Annotated in this window: 20 protein-coding genes; 8 read left to right on the top strand and 12 right to left on the bottom strand. The window is 28.8% G+C overall.

What is annotated here, in order from left to right:
• The first annotated feature begins 101 nt into the window (after nucleotides 1-101).
• From tgt to ACNI28_RS05040, 3 genes are all read left to right on the top strand, one after another.
• Nucleotides 102-1,232, top strand: coding sequence for a tRNA guanosine(34) transglycosylase Tgt (gene tgt / locus ACNI28_RS05030; protein ID WP_419766088.1), 1,131 nt, complete (start codon nucleotides 102-104; stop codon nucleotides 1,230-1,232).
• 71 nt (nucleotides 1,233-1,303) lie between these two features.
• On the top strand, nucleotides 1,304-1,594 hold the full coding sequence (gene gatC, locus ACNI28_RS05035; protein WP_419766090.1) for an Asp-tRNA(Asn)/Glu-tRNA(Gln) amidotransferase subunit GatC: 291 nt from the start codon (nucleotides 1,304-1,306) through the stop codon (nucleotides 1,592-1,594).
• A gap of 9 nt (nucleotides 1,595-1,603) precedes the next feature.
• Nucleotides 1,604-1,945 (top strand): arsenate reductase family protein, encoded by a 342-nt coding sequence (locus tag ACNI28_RS05040; RefSeq protein WP_419766091.1) that lies wholly within the window; start codon nucleotides 1,604-1,606, stop codon nucleotides 1,943-1,945.
• Nucleotides 1,946-1,994: 49 nt separating this feature from the next.
• On the opposite strand, the gene ACNI28_RS05045 is transcribed toward ACNI28_RS05040, so the two are convergent.
• The 5 genes from ACNI28_RS05045 to serB form a co-directional block, all read right to left on the bottom strand.
• The gene (locus ACNI28_RS05045; protein ID WP_419766093.1) at nucleotides 1,995-2,327 is read right to left on the bottom strand and encodes a hypothetical protein; all 333 of its coding nucleotides are present in this window, start codon (nucleotides 2,325-2,327) and stop codon (nucleotides 1,995-1,997) included.
• A gap of 114 nt (nucleotides 2,328-2,441) precedes the next feature.
• Nucleotides 2,442-3,479: a hypothetical protein gene (locus ACNI28_RS05050; RefSeq protein ID WP_419766095.1), complete on the bottom strand. Its 1,038-nt coding sequence runs from the start codon at nucleotides 3,477-3,479 to the stop codon at nucleotides 2,442-2,444.
• A 73-nt stretch (nucleotides 3,480-3,552) separates the two neighbouring features.
• Nucleotides 3,553-4,905 carry a class II 3-deoxy-7-phosphoheptulonate synthase gene (locus tag ACNI28_RS05055; RefSeq protein ID WP_490715473.1) on the bottom strand — a complete coding sequence of 451 codons (1,353 nt, stop codon included), beginning with the start codon at nucleotides 4,903-4,905 and terminating at the stop codon, nucleotides 3,553-3,555.
• Nucleotides 4,906-4,931: 26 nt separating this feature from the next.
• On the bottom strand, nucleotides 4,932-5,924 hold the full coding sequence (locus ACNI28_RS05060; RefSeq protein ID WP_419766097.1) for a transaldolase: 993 nt from the start codon (nucleotides 5,922-5,924) through the stop codon (nucleotides 4,932-4,934).
• A 121-nt stretch (nucleotides 5,925-6,045) separates the two neighbouring features.
• Nucleotides 6,046-6,666, bottom strand: a complete 621-nt coding sequence (serB, locus tag ACNI28_RS05065) for a phosphoserine phosphatase SerB (RefSeq protein WP_419766099.1) — start codon at nucleotides 6,664-6,666, stop codon at nucleotides 6,046-6,048.
• A gap of 110 nt (nucleotides 6,667-6,776) precedes the next feature.
• On the opposite strand from serB, the gene ruvX reads away from it, so the two are divergent.
• Complete coding sequence (gene ruvX, locus ACNI28_RS05070) at nucleotides 6,777-7,157, top strand: Holliday junction resolvase RuvX (RefSeq protein WP_419766101.1); 381 nt, start codon at nucleotides 6,777-6,779, stop codon at nucleotides 7,155-7,157.
• A gap of 25 nt (nucleotides 7,158-7,182) precedes the next feature.
• Here the strand turns inward: ruvX and lpoB are convergent, their stop codons facing one another.
• The 4 genes from lpoB to acpS are packed head-to-tail and all read right to left on the bottom strand — an operon-like array spanning nucleotide 7,183 to nucleotide 9,932.
• Entirely contained in the window at nucleotides 7,183-7,794 is a 612-nt protein-coding gene (gene lpoB / locus ACNI28_RS05075) for a penicillin-binding protein activator LpoB (RefSeq protein WP_419766103.1), read from the bottom strand.
• A gap of 8 nt (nucleotides 7,795-7,802) precedes the next feature.
• Nucleotides 7,803-8,237 carry a DUF1425 domain-containing protein gene (locus tag ACNI28_RS05080; RefSeq protein WP_419766105.1) on the bottom strand — a complete coding sequence of 145 codons (435 nt, stop codon included), beginning with the start codon at nucleotides 8,235-8,237 and terminating at the stop codon, nucleotides 7,803-7,805.
• 12 nt (nucleotides 8,238-8,249) lie between these two features.
• Nucleotides 8,250-9,575, bottom strand: a complete 1,326-nt coding sequence (locus ACNI28_RS05085; protein WP_419766106.1) for a COG3014 family protein — start codon at nucleotides 9,573-9,575, stop codon at nucleotides 8,250-8,252.
• A 9-nt stretch (nucleotides 9,576-9,584) separates the two neighbouring features.
• The gene (acpS, locus tag ACNI28_RS05090; protein ID WP_419766108.1) at nucleotides 9,585-9,932 is read right to left on the bottom strand and encodes a holo-ACP synthase; all 348 of its coding nucleotides are present in this window, start codon (nucleotides 9,930-9,932) and stop codon (nucleotides 9,585-9,587) included.
• Nucleotides 9,933-9,962: 30 nt separating this feature from the next.
• Here acpS and ACNI28_RS05095 point away from each other — a divergent pair, with 30 nt between their 5' ends.
• Both ACNI28_RS05095 and panC read left to right on the top strand, forming a co-directional pair.
• On the top strand, nucleotides 9,963-10,922 hold the full coding sequence (locus ACNI28_RS05095; protein ID WP_419766110.1) for an ABC transporter permease: 960 nt from the start codon (nucleotides 9,963-9,965) through the stop codon (nucleotides 10,920-10,922).
• Nucleotides 10,923-11,044: 122 nt separating this feature from the next.
• Complete coding sequence (panC, locus tag ACNI28_RS05100; protein WP_419766112.1) at nucleotides 11,045-11,869, top strand: pantoate--beta-alanine ligase; 825 nt, start codon at nucleotides 11,045-11,047, stop codon at nucleotides 11,867-11,869.
• An 11-nt stretch (nucleotides 11,870-11,880) separates the two neighbouring features.
• Here the strand turns inward: panC and ACNI28_RS05105 are convergent, their stop codons facing one another.
• Entirely contained in the window at nucleotides 11,881-12,063 is a 183-nt protein-coding gene (locus tag ACNI28_RS05105; RefSeq protein WP_419766114.1) for a YgaP-like transmembrane domain, read from the bottom strand.
• A gap of 178 nt (nucleotides 12,064-12,241) precedes the next feature.
• Between ACNI28_RS05105 and rimO the strand changes: the two genes are divergently transcribed.
• Entirely contained in the window at nucleotides 12,242-13,582 is a 1,341-nt protein-coding gene (gene rimO, locus ACNI28_RS05110) for a 30S ribosomal protein S12 methylthiotransferase RimO (protein WP_419766116.1), read from the top strand.
• Entirely contained in the window at nucleotides 13,582-14,556 is a 975-nt protein-coding gene (tilS, locus tag ACNI28_RS05115; RefSeq protein ID WP_419766118.1) for a tRNA lysidine(34) synthetase TilS, read from the top strand. The genes rimO and tilS overlap by 1 nt, the downstream gene beginning before the upstream one ends.
• Here the strand turns inward: tilS and ACNI28_RS05120 are convergent.
• Both ACNI28_RS05120 and fliS read right to left on the bottom strand, forming a co-directional pair.
• A complete protein-coding gene (locus ACNI28_RS05120; RefSeq protein ID WP_419766120.1) occupies nucleotides 14,545-14,814 on the bottom strand; it encodes a hypothetical protein in 270 nt (89 codons plus the stop codon). The two genes, tilS and ACNI28_RS05120, sit on opposite strands and share 12 nt — an antisense overlap.
• Nucleotides 14,790-15,152, bottom strand: coding sequence for a flagellar export chaperone FliS (gene fliS, locus ACNI28_RS05125; RefSeq protein ID WP_419766122.1), 363 nt, complete (start codon nucleotides 15,150-15,152; stop codon nucleotides 14,790-14,792). Before fliS ends, ACNI28_RS05120 begins: the two co-directional genes overlap by 25 nt.
• Between the last annotated feature and the right edge of the window lie 45 nt (nucleotides 15,153-15,197).

Consider the following 15,197-nt stretch of genomic DNA (forward strand, 5'->3'; position numbering starts at 1 on the left):
TTATATCTTTTTCTTACTGATAGTGTGTTTTATCATATTGCTTTTAATTTATTAATACAAATTTAAATGGTATAATCCCCATTTTTAAAGGAAAATTATTAATGCAATTTAACATAGATGGAAAATCTTTTCACAAAACAAGAGCCTGTACAATTAAAACAGCTCATAGTACTATTCAAACACCTGTATTTATGCCTGTAGGAACTCAAGCTACAGTAAAAGCACTCGATGCTAACGATATGCTAAGTCTTGGGGCACAAATTATTCTAGGAAATACTTATCACTTATATTTACGCCCAGGAAGTAAAATAATTAAAAAATTTGGTGGCTTACATGGCTTTTCTAAATTTCCAAAATCCTTTTTAACTGATTCTGGTGGTTTTCAAGCTTTTTCACTAGGAACTAAGTCAAAACCAGATGAAAATGGAATCATGTTTAAATCACACATAGATGGAAGCAAACACTATTTCACCCCTGAAAGTGTACTTGATACTCAATATGAACTTGGAAGTGATATTATGATGATATTAGATGATTTAGTGGCACTTCCTAATACAAAAGAGAGAATTAGAACCTCAATTGAAAGAACAACAGACTGGGCAAAAAAAGCTATAACTTATCATAAAAGTCAACAAGAAAAAGGCATAGGAGTAGATCAAAATATTTTTGCCATAATTCAAGGTGGAACAGATAAAGAGTTTAGAAAATTAAGTGCCGAACAACTTTGTGCACTTAGTGATTATGATGGATTTGCAATTGGGGGATTAAGTGTTGGTGAACCAAATGCTGATATGTATGAAACTGTTGAGTGGACAACAGACTTTATGCCCCAAGATAAACCTAGATATCTTATGGGTGTTGGAACACCTGAGGATTTAATAGAAAACATTGAACGTGGCGTTGATATGTTTGATTGTGTAATGCCCACAAGAAATGCAAGAAATGGTTCACTCTTTACTACTTATGGAAAAATAGCAATTAAAAATGCAAAATTTAAAGATGATGGAGAGCCTATTGACCCTGCATGTGAATGTTACACTTGCCAAAACTTTACAAAGGCATATTTAAATCATCTTTTTAGAGCAGGTGAAATCACTTATTACAGGCTTGCCACTCTACATAATATCCACTACTATTTAACTCTTATGAAAGAAGCTAGAAAGGCTATCTTAGCTGATAATTGGGTAGAGTTTAAAAAAGAGTTCTATAAAAAAAGAGGCATTGAGATTTAGTCTTAATTAAACACAGACAAAACTCTTTTTGGTTAGAATATAAAAAATGTACATTTAAAAGGACAATACAGATGACTATTGATGATAGTACAATTTCTAAACTAGCAAAACTTTCTAGTTTAGAAATAGATGAAAACAAACGAGAATCACTAAAAAAAGAACTAGGTGATATTATTAATTTCGTTGAGAACTTAAATGAAATTGATGTAAGCCATATTGATGCTACTTTTACAACAGTTGAAGGTGGAACTCCACTTAGAGAAGATATTTCTAGTCAAGATTTAGAGATGTCTAAACACATACTTTCACACGCTCCAAAAAGTGAAGATGGATACTTTATAGTTCCAAAAATTATAGAGTAAAGCTTTATTGTGATTACTGTTTATGGAATAAAAACCTGTGGAAGTGTGCAAAAAGCCCTAAAATTTTTTAAAGAAAATAACATAGAAGTAGATTTTTTTGATTTTAAAAAAGATACTCCAACTGCCCAAAAAGTAAAATCTTGGACTGAGAAATCAGATATAAATGTCCTTTTTAATTCAAAAGGTACTAAATATAAAACACTTAAACTCAAAGAGTTAAACTTAGATGAAAATGGTAAATTTGAGTGGTTATGTAAAGAGCCAATGCTTTTCAAAAGACCAGTTATTGAGTTTGATGATAAAGTTGTTGTAGCATTTAATGAAGATGTGTATAAAGAGACTTTTTTATAAGTCTCTTTATACTAAAAATATTCTACTTTCAAATCAAAATATCTAAAAACTAAGCTAAATAATCATGAAAAATACCACTTTCAGAAGAGACAATCTCTGCATAAGTGATTTTTTGTAGTTCTAAGTCTTTAAACTCTTTTGAGATTATTGCAATAGCATCTTTATCGGCTGAATATAGCAGTGACCTCCCATTGTCATTATTTACGTAAATAACATTTTTAGTTTGTTTAAAGATATTATCTACATGTTTTTGCCAATACTCTAAAAGTTCTTCATTATCACTAAGTTCATCATATCTGATATCCCATTGAAAGCATAAATCAGGTAATAATCCACAAGTTCTTTTATCAAAAAAATCTAATGTTATGCCAGTTAGTTCCATAATGTACCCCTTTTTCTTTTATTCTAATCCATTAAAACTTAAAAAAAAGAAAATATTAGAAGTACTTATTTACTTTCAGGTTATGTAGTTTTTATATTATTTTAGAAGAATAAATCAATCTAAACTCAAAATAGGTTTTTCTTTTACATTGAAGGTTTCTACTATAAATTCATTATTCATATGAGTTACTAGGATATAAGACTCTTGATTATCTTTGTTTTTCAACATAAAAGAGGTCTCTTTATCCACTACAATTTCATCAAAATCTAATGGTTTGTATTGTTGTAATAGATCTTCTTTAATTTGTTCAAAAGTAATATCATATCTCTCATCAATAACCATCTTGAAGTTATTCTCATCATGAAAAAACTCTATTTCATTTAGTTTTTCTTCTACTTCAATAACTTCTTGTTTACTAATTATATATTCATAAGTTACAGACAAAAAGCCAATTGTAAAAACTGTAATAAAAACATTTAGTAAAGAGTATAAAATACTTAACTTTTCAGAGATTAGGGCCATAAGAAATTCAATTGCCAAGCCATATACAAAGCCAACTACTACTGCAAAAAAAACAGGTATAACAAGTACTGTTACAAAAACTAAAAGTTTATAGTTTTTTGTTAGTTCAAAAGCATCAGAAAAATCAATTGCTTTATCTATTGAAATGGCAGGAAATATTAGAGATATTCTTGAAAAAACAGTTCCAATGAAAACTACAATTATAATAGTAATACCTACACTATAAATAGAGGCAAAGCTAGAGCCCAAAAGGCTTTGAACAGCTTTTCCTAAAAACATAGCAATAAAATATAATACAAAAAAAGTAAGTCCTAAAAGTATCCCAAGTCCAATTCCTTTTAAAATAAAAGTAAATTCTCTTCTTCCAAATGTATAAGCACCCCAAGTGGGTATATCATCTTTTGATAAAAGTAATATTCTATGTACATTAATTGACATAACAATTGTAATAAGAAAAGATAAAGCAACTAAGGCATATACATAGTAAGGACTTGTAGTTTTGCTAATGCCATAGGTACTATAAAACTCAATCACACACAATAAAAAAAAGGGAATAGATAAAGCTTTTATCAAAATATTTTTTTTCTCAAAAAGCAAATCTAAAGTTCTTTTTATAATCTCTTTATACATATATTTTCCTTAGCTATCTTTGCAGACTAATTTGGGGAAAAGAAGAAGAGAAAAACTCTTCTCTTATAAATACTTATTTTCTAGCTTCTTTTAAAGTTTCAGCAATCATAAATGACAGTTCCAATGCTTGGTCAGCATTTAATCGTGGGTCACATTGAGTGTGATATCTACTTGCAAGTCCTTCTTGAGTAATAGCAGAACTAGCACTTCCTGTACACTCAGTTACATTTTGTCCTGTCATTTCAAGATGAATTCCACCTGCAACTGTACCCTCTGCTTTATGGATTTGGAAGAACTGTTTAACTTCACCTAATACTGATTCAAAATCTCTTGTTTTGTATCCATTATCAGTTTTAATTGTATTTCCATGCATAGGGTCACTTGACCATAATACTTTTTTGCCTTCAGCTTTTACTCTTTTTAATAGGTTTGGATAAATGTCGCCTATTTTTTCAGCTCCCATTCTTACAATAAGATTTAATCTTCCAGCTTCATTTTCAGGATTTAGAGCATCAATTAATTTAATCAATTCATCCTCTTTCATAGAAGGACCAACTTTACATCCTATTGGATTTTTAATACCTCTAAAGTACTCTAAATGTGCCCCATCAAGTTCTCTTGTTCTATCTCCTATCCATAACATATGAGCAGAACAATCATACCAATCACCAGTTAAAGAATCTCTTCTTGTAAGTGCTTCTTCATAGTTAAGAAGAAGTGCTTCATGTGAAGTATAAAGTGTAGTTTGATTTAGTTGTTGTGTATTTTCTGAAGTTATTCCACAAGCTTTCATAAATGCTAAAGTTTCAGAAATCTTATTTGCTAACTCATCATATTTTACGCCTAAAGTATGATCTTTAATAAAACCTAAATTCCACTCATGAACTTGATGTAAATCTGCCATCCCACCTCTTGAAAAAGCTCTTAAAAGGTTTAGTGTAGCTGCACTTTGGTTATATGCTTTTAAAAGTTTCTTAGGTTTTGGTAATCTTGATTTTTCATCAAATTTAACAGAGTTTACAATATCACCTCTGTATGAAGGTAGTGCTATTCCATTGATATTTTCAAAGTCATCACTTCTTGGTTTTGCAAATTGACCTGCTATTCTTCCAACTTTTACAACAGGACAACCACCTGAAAAAGTCAATACAACTGCCATTTGCATCATTACTTTAAATAAGTCTTTGATGTTATTTGCATTAAATGCATCAAATGATTCTGCACAATCTCCACCTTGAAGTAAAAAAGCTTTCCCTTCAACAACATCTGCCAATTGACTTTTTAGGTTTCTAGCTTCCCCTGCAAAAATTAGTGGAGGGTATGAAGATAGCTCTTTTTCCACTTTTGTAAGTTTTTCTATATCGTTATAAGTTGGTTGTTGTTTAATAGGTAAATCTCTCCAAGAACCTGGATTCCAATTATTCATAATATACCTTTTCTTTTAAATTATTTTTATGCTTTTATTTTTGATAAAAGCTCTTCAAATGAGACTTTAAATGCATCTAAACCTTCTGTTAATAAAGTATTATAGATTTCATTTATATCAATACCATGTTTTGACAACATTTTAAAGAATTCATCACAATCATTTTCACTAATTATTTTACTAGCTTCCTTGCTACCACTTGATATATAATCTTCAATCGTAGCTAAGGGTGCAGTATTTACACTATTTGGATAAAGTAAGTTATCTACGTAATATGTTGACTCTAACTCGTCACCTTTTACGCCAGTACTTGCAAAAAGTGCTCTTATGTTTTTATTTTTGAATTTATTTATTTCATGATAACATTTTACAGCATTTATAATACCAAGTCTAGAAGTCTCAATACCTTTTGCTCTAAATTCATTATCACACAATCTATCAAATCTTGATACAAAAATAGAAACAACAGCTTTGCACTCTGCAACTGATTTTTCCATTCCAGCATTTAGTGCTTTTGAACAATTAATTGCTTGTTGGGGTGAAAAAATCAAAGTTGCATTTACATTTATACCTTGTGAAGTCAACTCTTCCATAGCAATATATCCAGCTTTTGTAGCTGGTACTTTTATCATAACATTGTCATGACCAATAGTTTTAAAAAGTCTAACTCCCTCTTCAATAGTCCCATTTGCATCATCGCACAATGTTGGATCAACTTCAAGTGAAATAAACCCATCATCATAATCATCTTTATGCATTGCATCTAAAACTTCAGCTGCTCTTTTAATATCTGTCATTGCTAGTTCTTCATATATAGTTTTAGCATTGTTTGCTTGTAGGATTTCAAGTTGTTGCTTATATGCAACAGAGTTTGAAATAGATGAAGCAAAAATTGCAGGGTTTGATGTTGCACCTTGAATAACCTCATCTTTTATCAAATCTTGAAATTGTTTCTCTAAAAAATCTCTTTCTATAAAATCGCACCATAATGAAAAATTTATATCTTCTTTTAAACTCATTTTAACTCCTTTTAATAGTCCCTATAAAAAGGGACCTTTCATTTTTTTATTTCTTTTAACGATGGAAATAAATTCCATCTAAAGAAACAAATCCTAAAGAGCGTCAGAAGACGCTTTAATTTTAGATATGTTTCAAGATTTGTGTCAAATCTTTTGTATCCACAATAATATTTGCCTCTTTTTTCAAAATCTCTTTTGCACAAAAAGCAACTCTTTTATTGGCATATGGAAACATAGATACATCATTTGCTCCATCTCCTGCAACCAAAGTATTCTCTTTTGAAACTCCAAGCATAGCTTGAACTCTTTGAATCATATCACCTTTTGAAAATCCAAACATCATATCTCCACCAACTAGTCCTGTTAAAAGACCATCTTTGTGGTGTAAAATGTTAGAAAAATCAGCATCAATTCCAAGTTTATCTTTTGCAGGAGTTGTTCCTATTCTAAAGCCACCAGAAAAACATACTACTTTATAGCCTTGCTCTTTTAGTTTTGCTACAGTTTCCATTGCTCCTGGCATAAGTGGTAAGTTTTTACAAATATCCACAGCCAAAGAGTTTTCCAAACCTTTTAACAAAGCCACCCTTTCAATAAGTGACTCAAAAAAGTCCAATCTTCCTGCCATGGCTTCTTCTGTGATTTTTGCAACTTTTTCTTCAAGACCTAAAGGTTTTGCCAAAAAATCAATAGTCTCACCATCCATCAAAGTTGAATCAAAATCAAATACAGCTAATTTCATCGTTTATCCTACTCATATATCATTGTTTATATTTTTAAAAAAGATATATATTACCAAAATTATACTAAAATGATTACTTTACGGTTGCAAAGCAAAGATAAGGACAGAGATTGAAATTAGCCTCTATTGATATAGGATTAAAAAGAATTGGCGTAGCACTAAGCCTTACAAAGACTATAGTTACCCCACAAACTGCTATCTTAAGAAAAAATAGAAATCAAGCATCAAATGATGTGGATAAGTTTTTAAAAGAGTGGGAAATAGAAAAACTCATTGTAGGCTTTCCAAGTTCTAGTGAAGATATGCAAAAAAGAGTTAAGCACTTTATGACACTCTTAAATTTCGAAGGTGAAATAATTTTTCAAGAAGAAAACATGAGCTCAATAGAAGCAGAAGATTTAATGAAAGGTGATATAAAATATAAAAGAGATGGGAGAGTGGATTCCCTTGCAGCTAAAATAATCCTTGAGAGATATTTAGCAAGAAATTAATTATAGGGAACTCCCTATAACTAACTTACCAAGTTACAGTATCATTTGAGCCAATTTTCCCTATAACTACCTCATCTTCCCAAGTTACAAGTCCAGTTTTTATATCTGTCATTGAAAGTTGGAAATAGTATTCAACTATTTGCTCATCTTCATTTGCTTTAGCTGTTCTTTGTAAGATATTTCCCGAAAGAGATAACTCAGGAGCATAAAGTGTGTTTTTTTTAATCACTGTACTTTTCTTGAACTCATCATTGTCTCTTAATGCTCTAGTATCTTGTGCTAAATCATCTCTTTGAGTTCCAACAGCTGATGTCATTATTGCTTTTTTAGAGTTTAATATCGCAATTCTCATCTTTTTAGTCAAAAATTTCACATCAATTCTTTGAGTAGTATCATTAACAATATCACTCATCATAACAACATACTTACCACCAGAATTTTTATTTAAAGCTCCACTTTTTAATAAAGAAGAGGCCATATCACTAGCTGCTTTTTCAAAATCTTGTCTATCAATTCCCATAGTTACAATTGAAGACTTTGGAGAGTTTTCTGGCAAGTACTCAGGTTTTTGACTACAAGCTGTAAATAAAAGTGTTCCTATAAATATTGTTGAAATTATTAATTTTTTATTTTTCATTGTTTTCCTTAATTTTGGTATTCTGTAGAATAACTATCTTTTCTTTTCATATCATCTTGAGTTGGTTCTTGTAATCTTATTTCAAAATTTTCTGCTCTTATTGAAGGAGAAATAGCACGAATCATAAATCCTCTTTTTGCTTCAACTTCAGCAATTTTCCATTTTGATAATATACTTCTTTCACTAAAGCCATTTCTATCTAACCAATCTATTTTATAAACTACTTTTTTATTTGTTGATGAAGTATTTTTAAATTTTGCTTCAAGAAGTATAAACCCATCATGTCTTTTAACATGATTTACTCTTTCTAGTTTTAACCATCTATCTAATGATGAATCTTCAATAATTATATGCGAATCACTTACTACTTCCATCTCTTTTTGAGCACAACCTGAAAATAATACAAGACTTAATATACCAATTAATAAATAAACTTTTTTCATACTTTCATCTCCTTAAAATAAAACTTCATGAACTATCTCATTTCCTATATTTTGGGACTTTACATATATCAATGCATTTTTCCCTTTTGGAATTAAAACTTCTTTTATAATTTTACCTTGATTATTTTTAATTTCTATTGCTTTTTCATTTAATTTCAATCTTAAACTTTGAAAGTTTTTAGGTAAGTTACTCCAGGACCTAATATCAGCCTTATTTGTCAGATTTTGATATAAGAAGCCTAAAAATCCACCTAATGGGCTTTTATCATTTAATTGTTTTTGGGCTACTGTTTTTGAAATAGTATTAGCTATAGCTTCACTTAAAACTTTTGGAAACTTCTTTTTAAATTCTGTTTTAATTACCCTATCCATATCGCTTATCTCAGTGGTTTTTTCATTGTTCACTTCTAAATAAGCATATGAACTACTTCTTTCAATGATTTTTGGTAAAGCCATACCTGTATATATCACATTATTTGTAAATATAAACAAAGGAATATTGATTCTTATTTCATCTTTTATCACGCCTTCTCCATTTTCATAGATAATCCAAGCATAATTTTCTTTTGAATTTTTAAATGAACTTAAATATTTTTGACTTAATTCAAAATCACTTTTTATCTGCTCATTTAAAGGGTTCATTTCATACGACTCTTTCAATAAGTCTCTGGCTTTTATTCCATCACCTTCTAGTAAAAAATAAATGCCTGCAATATAATTAACAAAAGGATTTATAAAATTAGGATAGGCCTTAAAATCATTTAGTAAAGAGTCATACTCTTTATAAACAACATCTTTTGCTTCATTTTCTTGATTTTTACTAGATAACTCTTCTTTTTTATCTTTTATTTCATCACTAAAATACTCTTTTGCTCTTCTTTGTCTATCTAAGGCTCTATTAAATTCTACTCTTGCGTTTTGGGAGTCATTTAAACTTGCAAAATTTAGTGCTTTGTAGGTATTAAGCATAACCTTTTCATAAGTATTACCTTCATATTCATTGGCATTATTATTTACTAAAATACTTACTGAACTTTCTAAGATATTTTTCATAGTTGAATCTTTATCAACCATTTCTTTATATGAGCTTTCTGCTCTATCAAAAAAGTTATTACTCTTTTGATAATTTAGGCAATTTCTAGCTTTGGAGCCACCTTTTATAGCCCAAAGAATAGTGTTATTGTCATCTTTTATTTTTTCATCTATTTTTTTATAGTCACAACTATTTGATTCAATATTAGAATCATTTGGTCCTATTATGCTAGTACATCCAGCTAAAACGAGAAGAAGAGAAGAAAAAAGTAAGAACTTTATATTTAAATAAACCCTTTTTTTCATATGAAGTAATTACTTCTCTAAAGCAACAACAGCTATTGCAAAACCATTGTCATGGCTTATTGATACATGGGCTTTTTTTATTGAGAATTTTTCTAAAACCTTTTTTGAAAAAGTTATAAAAGGTGCATTTTTAGGTGTTTTTGAAAGCAAAATATCATGAAAAGCACACTCTTCGCCAATGCCACAACCCAAAGCTTTACTTGCTGCTTCTTTGGCAGCCCAAAAACCTGCTGCTGTTTCTATTTTTTTTATTAATTTTATTTCATTTTCATTTAAATATTTATGATAAGCTTTTTTTCCAAACTTTTCGTACATTTTTTCAATTCTATTTATACTTACAACATCAATACCAATCATTTTTAACCTATGTAGATGTATAATACATCCATGAATATTCTATTTAAAAAATTATTATACCTTATCATTATGCTATTTATTATTAGCCTTATATCATTTTTAGCAATTCATCTTGCACCAAACTCATTTTTTGCAAGTGGAGAGTTAAATCCAAATATCACTCAAGAATCAATTGAGCACTTAAAATCTATTTATGGTTTGGATAAACCTCTTTATGTACAATTTTTTTCATGGATTTTTGCAATAGTTCAACTTGATTTTGGTATCTCTTTTAGTTCAGGAGAAATGGTAAAAAATGAGATTCTAAATAGAATTCCTATAACACTCACTATAAACATCATCTCAATGGTTTTAATCTTTATTATTTCGCTATATTTAGGAATAAAATCAGCTCTTAATAAATCATCTTTATTTGATAAGTTTACTGGACAATTATCACTTCTAAGTTTTTCTATGCCTTCCTTTTATCTAGCACTTTTAGCAGTATTGATATTTGCTATGAATTTAGAAGTTTTGCCAATAGCAGGATTACATAGTGTGAGAGATGATGGTAGTTTAAACTATTATTTGGATTTTGCATGGCATTTGATTTTACCAATTTTTATAATAGTTTTTGCAGGAATTGGAAGTTTGATTTTATATATTAGATCCCTAACTATTGAAATACTAAAAAGTGATTATATCTTTTTTGCAAAAGCTAGAGGATTGAGTAAAAATCAAATACTAAGATACTATATCTTACCAAACCTATATCCACCAGTTATAACCATACTTGGATTATCACTTCCAGGTATTATTGGGGGTTCAGTTATACTTGAATCAATATTTTCAATAGATGGTATGGGCTTACTATTTTTTCATAGTGCCTTAGCTCATGATTATCCAGTTATTATGGGGATATTGATTATTGGGGCATTTTTAACCCTACTTGGAAATATTTTAGCTGATTTAGTTTTATTAAAACTCAATCCAAATTTTGATACAAAATAAAAAGAGTAACTCGTTACTCTCTTTAGGGTTTGTTTCTTTAGATGGAATTTACTTCCATCCATAAAAGAAATTGTAAAAGACAAAAGTTCCTTTAAATTAGGAACTAATTTTAAGGAATTTTATTGAAAATAATTAACACAATAGAAGAATTACAGACTATAAGAAAAGAGTTAAGTGGAACAATTGGTTTTGTTCCAACTATGGGTGCTTTACATGAGGGGCATATCTCTCTAATAAAAAATGCAAGAGAAGATAATGATATTGTTATTGTTTCAATTTTCGTTAATCCAACTCAATTTTCTGTAAATGAAGACTTAGATAAATATCCAAGACGAGATGCTGCTGATAAAAAAATCTGTGAACTTTGTAAAGTTGATTATCTATTTATGCCAGAAATTAATACAATGTACAAATGTGATGATGAAGTTTTAATAAAAGCTCCAAAAATATCTAGCTTTATACTTGAAGGTGAAAAAAGACCAGGACATTATGATGGTGTTTTACAAGTTGTATTAAAACTATTTAATTTAGTTCAACCTAGCAATGCTTATTTTGGAAAAAAAGATGCTCAACAACTCTCACTTATCTCTCAAATGGTTAAAAACCTTTTTTTGCCAATAAACATAGTGGAATGTGAAATCATAAGAGAGCAAGATGGACTTGCTATGAGTTCTAGAAATGTTTATTTAACACAAGAGGAGAGAAAAGAGGCATTAGCCATTTCAAAATCTTTAAATGTGACAATAGTATCAATTACAAAAGGACAAAGAGATAGCAAAACTATAAAAGACAAGATGTACGAAGTTATGTCAAATCTTGATGTAGAATATGTTGCTATTGTAAATAGAGATTTTGAAGAGATTCAAACAATAGAAGCAAAAAATACAATTATACTAATTGCTTGTAAAGTGGGTACCACAAGACTTATAGATAATATTTGGGTATAGACTCAAAGAGTCTATATCGTACACTTTTTTGTAATTTTACATAAAGGACAAAAGTTAGCAAGTCCTGCAATCAAAGGTATAACACCTAAATAAAACCACGCAATACCTGTAAAAATCCCAGCCAAAATTAAAATAATCCCTATAGCTATTCTAAACTTTCTACAAAAAAGTTTTATTTTATCAAATTTGTTCATTTTTATTCCTATTTAAAATAAGTTTTTCTTATTTATAATTATATATATTTAAATCAATTTTGTCAAATATTATATAATTTATTATAATATTTATTTATAGTACTAGGTAAAGTTTTTATACTACTTTTGATAAATTCAAACTATTATGCTAAAATTCCAAAAAATTAATAGGTTATATATGAAATTTTCAACACAAAATCCTCAGAAGTCTTTGCATCTAGTTAGTCTTGGTTGCACTAAAAACCTAGTTGACTCAGAAATTATGCTTGGGAAACTAAAAGATTATAAGATATCAAATGAAGTAGAGAATTCTGATGTAATTATTGTAAATACATGTGGATTTATTGATAGTGCAAAAGAAGAGAGTATTAATACCATTTTAAATCTACATGATCTTAGAAAAAAAGATTCAGTTTTAGTAATGGCAGGATGTTTAAGTGAAAGATATAAAGAGCAACTTCAAAAAGAGTTACCTGAGATTGATATTTTTACAGGAGTTGGGGATTATGACAAAATAGATACACTTGTAAATGAAAAAAGAAGTGGTTTTACAAATGAAGTATTTTTATTAAATGAAACAGATGATAGAGTTATTACTGGTTCAAATTATCATGCTTATATCAAAGTATCAGAAGGGTGTAATCAAGTTTGTTCTTTTTGTGCTATTCCCTCTTTTAAAGGGAAACTTCACTCACGAACTTTAGAATCTTTAGTTAAAGAGGTTAAAAATTTAGTTGCACAAGGCTTTTATGATTTTTCTTTTGTATCACAAGATAGTTCATCATTTTTAAGGGATTTAAATATCAATGATGGATTAGAACAGTTAATTAATGAAGTTGAAAAAATAAATGGAATTAAAAGTGCTAGAATTTTATATCTTTACCCATCAACTACAAGCTTATCACTTATTCAAAAAATCGAAAACTCAAAAGTATTTGAGAATTATTTTGATATGCCACTGCAACACGTAAGCCCTAGCATGCTTAAAATCATGAAAAGAGGGAAAGGCGTAGAAAAGTTAAAAGAGCTTATGAGAGCCATGAGAGATACTTCTAAATCATTTGTAAGAACTACATTTATCGTGGGACATCCAGGTGAAACAGAAGATGACTTTAATGAGCTTTGTTCATATGTTGAAGAGTATGGATTTGATAGGGCAAATGTATTTTCTTATTCAGATGAAGATGGAACAGCTGCTTATGATAATACAAATAAAATTGAGCAAAAAATCATTGACAAAAGAGCTGATATTTTAGGCGAAATAATCCAAAGAAAAACTTTAGAGTCTCTAGAAAATGAAGTTGGGAGCATAGTTAGTGTTTATATTGATGGTCAAAGTGATGAGCATGAATATTTACTAAGTGCTAGAAAAACTATTTGGGCACCTGAAATTGATGGAGAAATTTATATCAATGACAATGAAACAAATACAGAATTGACAGTTGGAAAAACTTACCAAGTAAAAATTACTGAATTAGTTGGAGATAAACTAATTGGAACAGCTATTAAAGAGCTTTAATGACGAACTTCAATATCAATACCACAAAAAATCTTTTAGCATTTTCTGCAGGTATTGATTCAACTGCGCTATTTTTTTTACTTCTTGAAAAAGATATTCCCTTTGATATTGTAATTGTTGATTATAATTTAAGAGCACAGTCAAAAGAAGAAGTTGCTTATGCAAAAGAGTTAGCTTCTAAATATAATAAAAAGTGTTTCACTAAAGAGATAAATCTTACAAATACTTCAAACTTTGAAAAACAAGCTAGAGATATAAGGTATGACTTTTTTGAAGAGATTATAAAAAATGAAAACTATCAATCACTTATTACTGCACATCAATTAAATGATAAACTAGAGTGGTTTTTAATGCAATTAACAAAAGGTGCTGGCTTAGTTGAACTAATTGGCTTAGAAGAAAAAACAAGCAAAGAAACATACACTATATACAGACCTCTTCTAGAAGTATCAAAAGAAGAACTTCAAGATTTTTTAGAAAAAAATGAATTAAAATACTTTATTGATAGTTCAAATAGTGATGAGAAATACAAGCGTAATTATTTTAGAAAAAAATTTTCTAATGATTTAATAAAAAATTATAAATCTGGGATTAAAAATAGTTTTAAATATTTAGAAAATGATATTAAATCACTAAATTTAAAATTAAAGCCTATTTATAAAAAAGAGTCTTTGGAAATCTTTACTAATCAAAATGATGAAAATCTAAATATTAAGATAATAGATAAATCATTAAAAAAACGAGGTCTATTAATATCAAAAGATCAAAGAAATGAAATTCTTAAACAAAAAGAGATAAGTATCTCAGATAAAATAAATATTTCAATTACAGACAAATTTATTTATATAGCCCCAAAATCAGCTCACGTTATGGATAAAGTTTTTAAAGAGAGTTGTAGGATAAATAAAATCCCAAAAAATATAAGAGCTTATCTTTTTCAAATAAAGATTGAGCCAAAAGATTTATTTATCTAAAAACTTTTTTACATTAGAGAGTGTTTTTAACTCTTCTAAAACATCCTCTCTATAATTAAATAAAAAGTTTGCATTTTTAAAAAATAGTTCTCTTAAAATTAAAAGTTCTTCGTGTGTTAGGTCAAAGTCAGTTATTTCTGTAGTTTCTAAATAAGTTAAAGCCCAAGACTTTAACCCTTCTGCTCTTAGCTCATCATCTAAAGAATCAACATATGTTAATCTCTTTAGTGCTTCTAAAGACCAGTCTCGTCTTTCCATGCTTCTATAAGACCCTGAGCTACTTTTTTAACTTGGTGTATTAAATTAACATTATCGTTAATACCAGCAGTAAAAAGAGTCTCTATTTGATATAAGTATAAACCATCAAGGTAGTGTGCAATATCTCCACCATCAAAGTCTAATACATTTCTTAATTCATCAAAAATTGCAATAGATTTATTTATATATATAAATTTTTCTTCAACATCTCCATTTTCTACTGCTTCTTCAGCAAAAGAAAGATATCTTAACAATCCCTCATATAACTTAAGGATTAATACATATGGGTCGTTACTTACTGCATTTTGTTGATTATAAACATCTAATCCCACCATCATCTCCATCTTTTTCTTGATTCAGAGTATATTATATTAAACCTTAAA

The organism is Arcobacter denitrificans (SeqCode) (genome assembly GCF_048571185.1).
Lineage (GTDB): Bacteria > Campylobacterota > Campylobacteria > Campylobacterales > Arcobacteraceae > Arcobacter > Arcobacter denitrificans.